At 54.4% G+C, this 12,274-nt stretch carries 11 protein-coding genes; 8 read left to right on the forward strand and 3 right to left on the reverse strand.

The window, feature by feature from the left end:
- Nucleotides 1-446: 446 nt before the first annotated feature.
- The 3 genes from H6F59_RS21480 to H6F59_RS21490 all read right to left on the reverse strand — a co-directional run bounded on the left by H6F59_RS21480 (nt 447) and on the right by H6F59_RS21490 (nt 5,009).
- Complete coding sequence (locus H6F59_RS21480) at nt 447-2,330, reverse strand: ribonuclease J (protein WP_190705373.1); 1,884 nt, start codon at nt 2,328-2,330, stop codon at nt 447-449.
- A 416-nt stretch (nt 2,331-2,746) separates the two neighbouring features.
- Nucleotides 2,747-3,655 (reverse strand): 4-hydroxy-tetrahydrodipicolinate synthase, encoded by a 909-nt coding sequence (dapA, locus tag H6F59_RS21485; protein WP_190705376.1) that lies wholly within the window; start codon nt 3,653-3,655, stop codon nt 2,747-2,749.
- 325 nt (nt 3,656-3,980) lie between these two features.
- Complete coding sequence (locus tag H6F59_RS21490) at nt 3,981-5,009, reverse strand: aspartate-semialdehyde dehydrogenase (protein ID WP_190705388.1); 1,029 nt, start codon at nt 5,007-5,009, stop codon at nt 3,981-3,983.
- A 304-nt stretch (nt 5,010-5,313) separates the two neighbouring features.
- Between H6F59_RS21490 and tig the strand changes: the two genes are divergently transcribed.
- From tig to H6F59_RS21530, 8 genes are all read left to right on the forward strand, one after another.
- Entirely contained in the window at nt 5,314-6,822 is a 1,509-nt protein-coding gene (gene tig / locus H6F59_RS21495; protein WP_190705393.1) for a trigger factor, read from the forward strand.
- A 185-nt stretch (nt 6,823-7,007) separates the two neighbouring features.
- On the forward strand, nt 7,008-7,697 hold the full coding sequence (gene clpP / locus H6F59_RS21500) for an ATP-dependent Clp endopeptidase proteolytic subunit ClpP (RefSeq protein ID WP_190519297.1): 690 nt from the start codon (nt 7,008-7,010) through the stop codon (nt 7,695-7,697).
- A gap of 12 nt (nt 7,698-7,709) precedes the next feature.
- Nucleotides 7,710-9,050, forward strand: a complete 1,341-nt coding sequence (gene clpX / locus H6F59_RS21505) for an ATP-dependent protease ATP-binding subunit ClpX (RefSeq protein ID WP_190705396.1) — start codon at nt 7,710-7,712, stop codon at nt 9,048-9,050.
- 2 nt (nt 9,051-9,052) lie between these two features.
- Nucleotides 9,053-9,907 (forward strand): alpha/beta fold hydrolase, encoded by an 855-nt coding sequence (locus tag H6F59_RS21510; RefSeq protein ID WP_190705401.1) that lies wholly within the window; start codon nt 9,053-9,055, stop codon nt 9,905-9,907.
- A gap of 81 nt (nt 9,908-9,988) precedes the next feature.
- The gene (locus tag H6F59_RS21515; protein ID WP_190705405.1) at nt 9,989-10,327 is read left to right on the forward strand and encodes a nucleotidyltransferase domain-containing protein; all 339 of its coding nucleotides are present in this window, start codon (nt 9,989-9,991) and stop codon (nt 10,325-10,327) included.
- A complete protein-coding gene (locus H6F59_RS21520; RefSeq protein ID WP_199325916.1) occupies nt 10,320-10,658 on the forward strand; it encodes a DUF86 domain-containing protein in 339 nt (112 codons plus the stop codon). Before H6F59_RS21515 ends, H6F59_RS21520 begins: the two co-directional genes overlap by 8 nt.
- A 35-nt stretch (nt 10,659-10,693) precedes the next feature.
- Nucleotides 10,694-11,980, forward strand: coding sequence for an adenosylmethionine--8-amino-7-oxononanoate transaminase (gene bioA, locus H6F59_RS21525; protein WP_190705928.1), 1,287 nt, complete (start codon nt 10,694-10,696; stop codon nt 11,978-11,980).
- 19 nt (nt 11,981-11,999) lie between these two features.
- Entirely contained in the window at nt 12,000-12,206 is a 207-nt protein-coding gene (locus tag H6F59_RS21530) for a hypothetical protein (protein ID WP_190705409.1), read from the forward strand.
- The last annotated feature ends 68 nt before the right edge of the window (nt 12,207-12,274 follow it).

The raw sequence follows: 12,274 nt of genomic DNA on the forward strand, positions 1-12,274 counted from the left end.
TCGCAATAGAACCCACTGCAATACCGCAATGAATCCTGCTTCCTAAGGGCATGCACAGATCCCCTAACTCGCTGGGCGACTCTGAGAATTCTTGTTCGTACTGGATCTCGTTTGCGCTAGATCTGCTTGGGATAAACCGCACAAGCTGAACAAAAATTCTGACAGAAGCACTTAGCGCTAAGGATGTGTAGCTGCTTAAGACACTTGCTATGCACCTTTGCTCAGGTACATCAGCTCCTGCTGAGTGCATTATAGCGCCAAGCAGCGGCAGCAACACAATATTGCCTATCTTTCTACCACAGGTAGAGCAAATTTGCACCTGTGATATTGGGCTAAGTGGCTTGCAACATTGCGCTGAAAACCCGCAATAAAAAGGGCGGGGCGATCGCGGCCCTAACTGTGCCTGCGATCGCCCCACCCTCTAATTCTTCAGTTCTCCAAATTGATTAGGAAGCGGAAGCCGCCGTAGTCCGAGTCCGAGTGCGGCGCTCGGTGACCGCGCCTTGGAGCTCGGGTTGAAGCTCGGGCTCAATCTTCGGCGGTGATTTTTTCTGGGTCTTAGGCTCAACCTTAGGTTTGGGGTCAGCTGGGGCCTGGGACTGAGGCTGTGCCACAGTCGCCACACCAGAACCCTGGATTAGCAAGATCAGCATGGGGTCACGCTTGTCAAACTCGCGTCGGACTAAGCGGCGCAGGTCTTGGTCAAGGGCTGCTTTAAGCGCATCCAGGTCAAGGGCAGATTTACCATTGCCGTTAGACACTACCAGCTCTGCGCCACGACTTGAGAGCACCTGAGTGATCACCTGCTTCACCTGACCCTGGAAGCGTTCTTGGGAGATTGACTGAGCCACTCCGCGAATTTGCACGGTGGGGTCGGCTACTAGTTTGCCGTTGCTGCCCACAGTGGCCGCAATAGTGACTAGGCCATCTTCAGCTAGCTGCTGCCGCTCCTTGAGCACATCACGGCCCACCACTCCAACGCGGGAGGCATCAACTAGCTCAATGCCCGAGGGCACTTGACCAGCAATGCGAATGCCAGCGGGGTTGACTTCGACAATGTCGCCGTTGTTGATGATCACCATATTTTCGGCGGGTACACCCATGCTTTGGGCGGTTTCAGAGTGCTTCACCAGCATGCGGTGCTCACCGTGAACAGGCAGAAAATACTTAGGCCGGGTAAGGGCCAGCATCAACTTTTGGTCTTCCTGGGCACCGTGGCCCGAAACGTGGATGCCTTTATCTTTGCCGTAGACCACGGTGGCCCCGCGCATCATCAGCTTGTCGATGGTATTGACAACCGAAATGGTGTTACCAGGGATGGGGTTGGCGGAGAACACTACGGTATCGCCTTGCTTGATCTTGATCTGCCGGTGGGAGTCTTCGGCGATGCGGGTCAGGGCCGCTAGTGGTTCGCCTTGGGAGCCCGTTGTGAGAATCAGCACGTTCTCATCAGCAGTGTGGCCTAGGGATTTGAGGGGTAAAAACAAGCTTTCGGGGCACTTGATGTAGCCCAGATCACGGGCATGGGCAATCACGTTGAGCATCGAGCGGCCCACCACAAACACCTTACGGTTATGCTTTTGGGCTAGCTCCAAAATCATGTTGACGCGGTGGACTGACGATGAGAAAGTCGTCACCATCAGTCGTCCTTTGGCCTTACCAAACTCGCGATCAAGGTTGGGGAAGACCGAGCGCTCTGAGGGAGTGTGCCCTGGCACCTCAGAGTTGGTGGAGTCACTCACCAAGCAAAGTACGCCCTTTTCGCCAGCCTCTGCCAGCTTTTGGATATCGAAGGTCTCGCCGTCGACGGGGGTGTGGTCAAACTTAAAGTCGCCCGTGTGAATGACAATGCCCACAGGAGTGTGGATGATCACCGAGCAGCTGTCAGCAATGGAGTGGGTGTTGCGGATGTACTCCACTAGAAAGGAGTTGCCCACTCGCACGGTTTCGCGGGGGCGCACGGGGCGTAGCTCGGTGCGATCGCTCATCCCAGCCTCTTCCAGCTTGCCCTCCAAAAGGGCCATCGCCAGACGAGGGCCGTAGATTACCGGAATGTCAAATTGCTTGAGGTGAAAGGCAATGCCACCAATGTGGTCTTCGTGACCGTGGGTGACAATCATGCCCTTGATCTTGTGGCGATTTTCCCGCAGATAGGTGACATCGGGCAGCACAATATTGACCCCATGCATACCGTCGGTGGGGAAGGCTAGCCCTGCGTCGAGCAGCATAATTTCGTCATTAATCTCGAAAACGCAGGTGTTCTTGCCGATCTCGTGCAGCCCCCCCAGTGGGATGATTTTCAGGGCAGTATTGGCAGATTTTGAAGTCATAAACAATCTCTTCAGTAAATAATTGAGATGAAAAATTGAACAGTTAAACAAAGAATTGCCGGCAACTACGGCCCAACCGCATCGGCGTTTTTGAGCTGTGCCATACCCCAACGGGTGCGGCCGTTTGCTTGCCAAGATCCAACACGATTAGAGTGCTAGCTGTTGAGAGTAGCCACTATAAAAGGAAGTTGAGGCCCAGTTCGATGTCGCAACATCGATAGGTAGAGCAGCTAGGGCCATAGACAATACAGATAGAGCCATAAATACGGTTCACACAGAACGAAAGGATAAACGGACTATTCAGTTGTTAGAAAGCTAGAGAAGTAAGCAGCTCTTGCCAGAGAGGCGAGCCGAAACCAGTTTGAAAGTAAACGAAGCGCTGATGCGACCACTCACAGCCTAACGGCACTACTAACCTATGCTTTGGTGGCTAGAATACCCTGGTCAGAGAGCTGCTGGAGCACCTCTGCGATCGCAACACTCACAGACTCATCATCGGGCATACACAGGGGCGATCGCACTGCCCCTACCGGCCATCCCTGCTGTGCTAGAGCTACTTTTAATGGCACTGGGTTTGTGGTGACAAACAAGACCTTGAATAAAGGCAACAGCTGCAAATGTATTTTGGTGGCCAACCGGGTCTCTCCGGCTTCGTAGGCCTGCACCATCGCTTGAATCTGAGGGCCAACTAGGTGACTGGCTACGCTCACAACCCCGCAGCCGCCGACCGAGAGCATCGGCAGAGTCAATGAGTCATCCCCAGAGTAGATGCCGAACTCGGCAGGGGTATAGTAACGAATTTGACTGGCCTGGTCTAAACTTCCACTAGCCTCCTTGATAGCTACTATATTCGATATTTCTGCCAGGCGGGCAGTGGTTTCAATTGCCAACGCACAACCCGTACGTCCCGGAATGTTGTACAGCATGATGGGCAGCTCGGGCACCGCTGCCGCAATCTGGCTAAAGTGCTGGTAAAGCCCCTGTTGGGAGGGCTTGTTGTAGTAGGGCACCACCTGTAGAGACCCATCTAGTCCCAGCTCACAGGCATGGCGAGTAGCCTCAATGGCCTCAGAGGTTGAGTTAGACCCAGTACCTGCGATCACCTTAGCACGGCCAGCCACCGCTTCGCGAACCGTCTTGTATAGCTGATACTCTTCTTGCCAGCTCAGAGTGGGCGACTCGCCTGTAGTGCCACACACTACCAGCCCGTCGCTGCCATTGTTTACCAAGTAGTCGGCTAGGCGCTCAGCCACGGCATAGTCAACGGAGCCTTCTTCAGAGAATGGCGTCACCATTGCCGTTAGCACTCTGCCAAAATACGTCACCCGAAATGCCTTATGTCCTACGAAGTTTAATGACCCTGAGATTATACCAAGTTCGCCCCTAGCGGGTCGGCCCTGGGAAAGATTCTAGAATGGAAAGCCCAATGGGGTGGGCGCACCATACCGACAATTTGAGCGGCGATCGCGACTTGGAAACTGGGTTTACCCAAAGCGTCCACAGATGTCACCACCATCCATCCTGTAGCTGCCTACTAACTGCTAGCTGCCTACTAACTGCTAAGCATGATCGAGAAAGCGATCGGTGTCCATCTTGGTAACCTACCCTTAAGGATTACCCAAAGCTTTTTGGATCCGCTCAGCGTCAGTCTTAATAGCTAGCCCCAACGGCTTGGGGAACTTGCAGCAGTTCAGCAATCTGCACCGCGTTTAGGGCTGCCCCCTTGCGAATTTGATCGCCGCTGAGCCAGAGTTCCAAAGCATTGGCGTTCGAAATATCCTGACGGATGCGGCCTACTAGCACATCATCCTGGCCGCTGGCTTCCATAGGCATAGGAAAGTAGTTCCGCGCCCAGTCTTCAACCACCTTGACTCCAGGAGCCTTGGTCAGTAACGCCTTAGCTTCCTGGGGGGAGAACGGTGCCGCAAACTCAATATTAACTGCTTCAGAGTGGGCCCGCAGTACGGGAACCCTCACACAGGTAGCCGAAATTCTCAGGCTGTCAGCCCCAAAAATCTTGCGGGTTTCGTTTACCATCTTCATTTCTTCTTGGCAGTAGCCCTGCTCGTTGAGGGGCGAGTTGTGGGGAAACAGATTAAACGCCAAGGGATAGGGAAACGCCTCAGCCACCGGCTCTTCTCCGGCCAGAATAGCGCGGGCCTGCTGCTTCACCTCTTCCATTGCTCGCGCTCCGGCCCCACTAGCCGACTGGTAGGTTGCTACGACCAAGCGCTGGACAGGATTCACCTGGTGCAGCGGCCATACCGCCAGGGCCATGAGAATTGTGGTGCAGTTGGGGTTGGCGATAATGCCTTGATGGGTTCGGGCTGCCTCAGGATTTACCTCAGGCACCACCAGGGGCACGGAGGGATCCATTCGATAGGCGCTGGAGTTGTCGATGCAGACAGCACCCGCCGCGACGGCCTTGGGCAACCATTCCTCAGACACCGAGCCGCCTGCCGATGCCAGCACCAGGTCAATGCCGTCAAAAGAACCGTCGCCCAGCACCTGAACAGGAATCTCTTCGCCCTTGAAAGTCAACGTGGTGCCCGCCGACCGGGGAGACGCCAGCAGAGTCAAATCTTTTAGAGGAAATGATCGCTCATCCAGCAACGCTAGCAACTCTGCCCCTACGGCCCCAGTGGCCCCCATGATTGCAACTCTTAGCCCGTTCGACACAGCGCCACCTCAACCTACTCATAAGAACGCATTGCATCAGCCGATACTAACATTTCGCCTTGGGCTAACAAACAGCTTCGCCGCTAGCCAGACAGGACTCAAATATAAGGAAATAACAAAACTGCTAACCGCGTCATTGATGGGCTAATGCCCTTAAGACCAAAGCCTAAAGGCTCAGAATTGTGGACTAAAGCCAAGGAATGACGGCCAAGCTGTGACGATGGAGTATGCTTATTAATTGCGCCAAAAGTTCCTTACTGGTTTGGAGCGCGCGCAGCCGCCGTCTAGTTAGCCAAAAGACCCCATGAAAGTTACTCAGGAAGTACTGCCCGACAGCCAGGTAGGACTAGAGATCGAGATTCCCGCTGATCTGTCCCAAAAGACCTACGATCAGGTGCTAAATAAGATGATGCGGACGGTCAATGTGCCGGGTTTTCGCAAGGGCAAGGTGCCTAAGCAGGTCTTTTTGCAACGGGTTGGGTTGACCCAGTTTAAGGCAGCGGTCATCGAAGAGCTGGTGCAGAATGCAGTCGATAAGGCCATCAAGCAAGAAGAAATTGATGCGATCGGCAACTACCAGCTGAAAAGCGGCTTTGAAGAGCTGATCAGTCAGTACGAACCCGGTCAGCCCATCACCATTCAAGCCTCTGTAGACGTTCCCCCCCGAGTCACCCTAAAAACCTACAAAGGGTTGTCCGTACAGGCCGAAGAAGTTCTCCCTGACCCCGAGCGAGTCGACAGCACCCTAGCCCAGTACCAAAACAATCTGGCTACTCTAGTGCCCATCGAAGATCGCCCCGCTCAGGCTGGCGATGTAGCGGTGATTGACTTTGTTGGAAAAGTTCAAACCGACAGCGGTGAGTTTGAGGAATTTCAGGGCGGTTCTGGCACCGACTTCCAGGTAGAGCTAGAGGAAGGGCGGTTCATTCCCGGTTTTGTGGAGGGCATCATCGGCATGGCCCTAGAAGAGGCCAAAGATGTCGAGATTCCCTTCCCCGACGACTACTCTCAAGCCGAGCTAGCGGGCAAGCCAGCGGTGTTCTCTATCACCCTGAAGGAAATTAAAGAGAAGGAGCTGCCCGAACTCGACGATGACTTTGCCCAGGAGATCAGTGAATTTGAGACCATCGAAGCCCTGCGCACTTCGCTGATCGAGCGATACCAGGAAGAGGCTGATGAGAAGACTAAGGCCAATAAAGATGCGGCCCTCGTCAAAGCTCTAGTGGAGCACCTAGAAGCCGAAATTCCTAACACTCTGGTGCAGAAAGAGGTGGACTTTTTGCTCACCCAAACCATCATGCAGCTCAGCCGTCAGGGCATTGACGTCAACAAAATGCTGTCCCGGGAGCTGGTTGACGGCATGCGCCAGCGCACCCGTCCTGAGGCGATCGATCGCCTACGCCGCACTCTAGCTTTAGGGGAAGTGGCCAAGCAAGAGGGCATTAAGATCGAAGAAGAGGCTTTGCAAGAAAAGATCAAGGAAGCCATGGCCGAGGTAGAAGACCCCAGCCAGATCGACCCCGATCGCCTCAAGCAGGTGTTGACTGAGGAACTGCTCCAGGAAAAAATTCTGGCCTGGCTAGAGGAAGCCAACACAGTTGAGCTGGTGCCCGAAGGCACTCTGCAAGAGGAAGCGATCGTTGACCAAGCCGATGCCCTTGAAGCCACCGTGGTCGAGACCGACGATTCTGAGAGCGATGCCATTGAGGTCGAGGCCACTGCAGTAGCGGACGATGCCGGGGAGACTACCGAAGCTGATGATGAGGGTGAGCCCGAGGCCGGCAAGACCAAAAAAGCAGCTAAAGACGCTTGAGCCGGTTATAGATTTCGGTAAACCGTCGGTTAGCCCGCCCCGTGAACCTAATTTTTTGGGGCATAATGTCGGGTAGGCTAACCAATGGCTTGTTAGTTTACCCGCCTGGTTTAACTGGTTGTGACCTGGGCGCTCTGCTAATAACACAATATTCCTAAGCCCTTGAAATCTCGCGCAAACCCACTATGATTGCATCGAACCCATTGAGTAGCCCTATCTTGAGCTTGAGCCAGTCTGCCCTTAGCGCTAACCAGGTTCGCAGCATGTTGCCCGTCGTTGTAGAGCAATCGGGCCGCGGGGAACGGGCGTTTGACATCTACTCTCGCCTGCTGCGGGAGCGCATCGTGTTCTTGGGCACTCCGGTGATGGATGAGGTAGCCGACTCCATCGTTGCCCAGCTTCTTTACCTGGATGCTGAAGACCCTGAGAAGGATGTACAGCTTTATATCAACTCTCCAGGCGGTTCTGTCACAGCGGGTATGGCGATCTACGACACCATGCAGCAAATTCGCCCCGATGTGGTGACGATTTGCTTTGGGCTAGCGGCCAGCATGGGCGCGTTTCTGCTCTGTGCCGGTGCTAAGGGCAAGCGCCTCTCCCTGCCGAGCTCGCGGATTATGATTCACCAGCCACTAGGGGGTGCCCAGGGCCAGGCCGTAGATATCGAGATTCAGGCGAGGGAGATTCTTTACCACAAGAACCGGCTGAATGAGCTGATCGCTCATCACACCGGGCAGCCAATAGAGCGTATCGAGAGTGACACCGAGCGCGACTTTTACATGTCTGCCGCCGAATCAAAGGCCTACGGGCTGATTGACGATGTTGTTGAGCAGCAATATCTTCCCGCCGCCCCCACTATGACTGCACTAAATTAGGGTCATTATTTTATGTCTAAGTACGACTCCCATCTTAAGTGCTCGTTTTGCGGCAAGTCTCAGGAGCAGGTGCGCAAGTTGATTGCGGGGCCGGGGGTCTACATCTGTGACGAGTGCGTTGACCTGTGCAACGAAATTTTAGACGAAGAGCTGTTTGATTCGGGCACTGCGATTGCCCAGCCCGTGCCCCGGCGCGATACTCCCACTGCCGATCGCCCGCGTACCGCTCCAGCCATCGCCCTCAACCAAATTCCCAAGCCGCGGGAAATCAAGAATTATCTCGATGATCACGTCATTGGCCAGAACGAGGCCAAAAAGGTCCTGTCGGTGGCGGTCTATAACCACTACAAGCGCCTTAGCTATCTGCAAGGGTCTGAGGGAGAAGCAGCTGACGATGTCGTTGAGCTACAGAAGTCAAACATCTTGCTGATTGGCCCCACGGGCTGCGGTAAGACGCTACTGGCTCAGACCCTGGCTCGCATTCTCGAAGTGCCCTTTGCCGTAGCCGATGCCACTACCCTCACCGAGGCGGGCTATGTGGGCGAGGATGTGGAAAACATTCTGCTGCGGCTGCTCCAGGTGGCCGACTTGGATGTGGAAGAAGCCCAGCGCGGCATCATCTACATTGACGAGATTGACAAAATCGCCCGTAAGAGCGAGAACCCTTCTATCACCCGCGATGTGTCTGGCGAGGGCGTACAGCAGGCGCTGCTAAAGATGCTGGAGGGTACCGTAGCCAACGTGCCGCCCCAGGGGGGCCGTAAGCACCCCTACCAAGACTGCATTCAGATCGACACCAGCAACATTTTGTTTATCTGTGGCGGTGCCTTTGTCGGGCTAGAAAAAATTGTTGAACAGCGGATTGGCAAAAAATCGATTGGCTTTGTGCAGCCGGGCGAAGGGCAGTTCTCGCGCGAAAAGCGTACTGCTGACGTGCTGCGCAATTTGGAACCCGACGATCTGGTGAAGTTTGGCTTAATACCTGAGTTTATTGGCCGAATTCCAGCGACCTCGGTGCTAGAGCCGCTGGACGAAGAATCGCTAATGGCAATTTTGACTGAGCCGAAGAACGCATTGGTGAAGCAGTTCCAAAAGCTGATGCTGATGGACAACGTGCAGCTTGAATTTAAGCCAGATGCACTGCGGGCGATCGCCCGTGAGGCCTATCGTCGCAAGACTGGTGCCCGCGCCCTACGCGGCATCATCGAAGAGCTGATGCTCGACATTATGTATGAGCTGCCCTCGCGCAAAGACCTGAAGCGCTGCACGATCACCCGAGAGATGGTGGAGCAGCGGTCTACTGCGGATCTGCTGCTGCATCCCTCGTCTATGCCTAAGCCCGAGTCTGCTTAGCCATGCCCTACATTAACGTCAACCAGGTTAACCACTACTACGAGTGGGTCGGCACCAATACGCCGCGCGATCCCAGTTCTTCAAAACCGGTGATGGTCTTCATCCACGGCTGGGCTGGTTCGGCTCGCTACTGGCAGAGTACGGCGACGGCATTGAGTGATCGCTATGACTGCCTGCTCTACGACATGCGTGGGTTTGGGCGATCGCGTCTGTCTCCCGATCAGCAAGCAGAGGCTGCAGCACGAGGTTACGAGCTAGACACCTACGCAGACGATTTGGCCGAGCTGTTGAAGGCACTGAATCTGCCCAAGGTTTCGATCAACGCCCACTCTATGGGGGCGTCGGTAGCGGTGTACTTTTTGAATCAGTACCCGGAGCTGTGCGATCGCGCCATTCTCACCTGCAACGGCATTTTTGAGTACGACAAAGCTGCCTTTGAGGCGTTCTACAAGTTTGGCGGATACGTGGTGGCCTTCCGGCCCAAGTGGCTAGGGAAAATTCCGCTGGCACCGCGCTTCTTTATGGCCCGGTTCCTCAGCCGCCCCATTCCCGCTGCGGAGAAAATTGCGTTTTTAGACGATTTTTTAAACGCCGACTACGCCACTGCCCTCGGCACTATCTTCACCTCGGTCAGCAAAAAGGCGACAGAGGTGATGCCTGTTGAGTTTGCCAAAATTACCGTGCCGACGTTGTTGGTGTCGGGAGAGTTTGACAAAATCACCCCGGCGGAGCTGGGGCGAACGGCAGCGGCTTTGAACCCCAAAGTCGAGTATGCCCTGGTAAAAAATACTGGGCATTTCCCTATGCTCGAAGACCCGGAGACCTATTTGAATTACGTCAATGCCTTTCTGGCGTAAGCTATCGGCATCATGCATCTGTGGTTAGTCAACCTTTAAGAAAGAAGAGAACACTTAGATACAAAAATTGCGATCGCGTTCATGGCTTTAGCTAGCTCAGTTCCCCAAATTTATGAGCGCCTCGGCATTCTTCCCCTCCAACTGGCAGAATTTTCTCAGCGCTGGGGCATCGCCGAACTTGCCCTATTTGGCTCAGTGCTACGCGATGACTTTCGAGATGATAGCGATGTGGATGTGCTGATCACCTTTGCGCCAAATGCGCGTAAGGGGTTACTCACCCTAGCTAAAATGCAGCATGAGTTACAAGCTATCCTCAACCGAAAAGTGGATTTGGTCAGCAAGAAGTCTATTGAGCAAAGCCATAACGCTATTCGTCGTCAAGTAATCTTGGCATCTGCACAGGTTATCTATAGTGCGTGATCAGCAATGGATTGTTGACATGCTGCAAGCAGCTAGAGAGATTTTAAGTTTTGCCGAAGGTTTTGATCGGGCTGACCTAGAGAGCGATCGTCGCACCTGCTCCGCTATTCTGTACGAGATTATTGTCATTGGTGAAGCTGCAAATCGACTCTCCGATGAATATAGGGCCTGCCATGCCCATATTCCCTGGCAAAGTATTGTGGGAATGCGAAACATTCTTGCCCACCAATACGATCAGGTTGACACCGAGATTATTTGGGATGCCGTCAGTATCGATGTCCCGGAGTTGATTACTATGCTAGAGCCGCTATTAACTGAGGACAACCTATGACTCAGGGCATTTGTCCTCTAGCCTGTTAGCCCATGATGGATAGGCTTCCCACGGATCAACTGATAGCGCTGGATCGTCGCCATGTATGGCATCCCTACGCGGCTATGCCTAACACCGGGCCACTGTTTGCGGTGCGATCGGCCCAGGGAGTTTATCTGGAACTAGAAACTGGGGAGCGATTGGTCGATGGCATGTCGTCGTGGTGGACCTGCATTCACGGCTACAACCACCCCCAGTTGAACCAGGCCGCCCAGGAACAAATGGGCCGCATGAGCCATGTCATGTTTGGCGGGCTGACCCATCAACCGGCGGTGCAGTTGGCTCAAAAGCTGGTGGCAATAACGCCAGAGCCCTTACAGCAGGTGTTTTTCTGCGATTCCGGCTCGGTGGCGGTCGAGGTAGCCATGAAGCTGGCGATCCAGTACTGGCACAACCGGGGAGAGCCGCAAAAGCAGCACTTTCTGACGATTCGCAACGGCTACCACGGCGACACCTTTGCAGCAATGGCAGTGTGCGACCCAGTGAATGGCATGCACCACCTATTTCGCAACAGCTTGGTGGAGCAGTATTTTGCCGATGCACCTCGAATTCCCTTTGAGGGTGTGTGGGATGAGAAAGACCTGGCCAGCTTTGAGGCGATTTTGCAGCGTCACCACGGGGAGATTGCCGCCGCGATTTTTGAGCCGGTGGTGCAGGGGGCGGGGGGCATGCGGTTTTATAGCCCGCAGTATGTGCGCCGGGCAAGGGAACTGTGCGATCGCTACAACATCCTCCTCATTCTCGATGAAATAGCTACGGGCTTTGGCCGCACGGGCAAACTGTTTGCCTGCGAATACGCAGGCGTCGCGCCGGATATTCTCTGCGTCGGCAAAGCCCTCACGGGCGGGTTTATGTCCCTAGCGGCCACCCTCACTACCGAGCATATCAGCGAAACCTTTGCCCAGGGAGAAGCGGGAGTTTTCATGCATGGTCCCACCTTTATGGGCAACCCCCTAGCCTGCGCAGTGGCCCTAGAAAACTTGAACCTGTTGGAAAGCTACGACTGGGCCGCAAGGATACACGCCATAGAAACTCAGCTCAAGCAGGAGCTAAACCCCTGCCGCAACCTGCCAGCGGTGAAGGATGTGCGGGTTTTGGGAGCGATCGGAGTGGTAGAGCTGCATGAACCGGTGGATATGGATGTGGTACAGCCCCGTTTTGTCGCCCAGGGAGTATGGCTGCGCCCCTTTGGTCGTCTGGTTTACACCATGCCGCCATACATTATTGAGCCCCAGCAACTCGCCCAGATCACAACGGCCATCTATGAGGCTTTAATCGCTTAGGTCACACCCTTTGCAGGCCTTGGGATTTACTAGAGGCGGATGGCTACTGTACGACTCCACCAACCGCATGACGGAAGAGTTTGGTTTGATTGCGGTGGCGATCGCCCATCACCCCAGCCAGGCTATTCCCCTCGCCAGCTCATGGTTTAGCAATGCCAGCGACTACCTGGGTATGAAGGTATCGCTAGCATTGCGCAAGTTGGGGGCAACGCCAGAGTTTAAGTGAGAAAGTCTTGAACTTTGAGTTGTGCATTAAAGTCCCACTGCAAAAACTCAAAACTAATCCATTTCATC

It is taken from the genome of Nodosilinea sp. FACHB-141, assembly GCF_014696135.1.
Lineage (GTDB): Bacteria > Cyanobacteriota > Cyanobacteriia > Phormidesmidales > Phormidesmidaceae > Nodosilinea.

Coding starts and splice junctions, on each gene's coding strand:
- H6F59_RS21480 (WP_190705373.1), bottom strand. CDS start 2,330: ATGACTTCAAAATCTGCCAATACTGCCCTGAAAATCATCCCACTGGGG.
- tig (WP_190705393.1), top strand. CDS start 5,314: ATGAAAGTTACTCAGGAAGTACTGCCCGACAGCCAGGTAGGACTAGAG.
- clpP (WP_190519297.1), top strand. CDS start 7,008: ATGATTGCATCGAACCCATTGAGTAGCCCTATCTTGAGCTTGAGCCAG.
- clpX (WP_190705396.1), top strand. CDS start 7,710: ATGTCTAAGTACGACTCCCATCTTAAGTGCTCGTTTTGCGGCAAGTCT.
- H6F59_RS21510 (WP_190705401.1), top strand. CDS start 9,053: ATGCCCTACATTAACGTCAACCAGGTTAACCACTACTACGAGTGGGTC.
- H6F59_RS21515 (WP_190705405.1), top strand. CDS start 9,989: ATGGCTTTAGCTAGCTCAGTTCCCCAAATTTATGAGCGCCTCGGCATT.
- bioA (WP_190705928.1), top strand. CDS start 10,694: ATGGATAGGCTTCCCACGGATCAACTGATAGCGCTGGATCGTCGCCAT.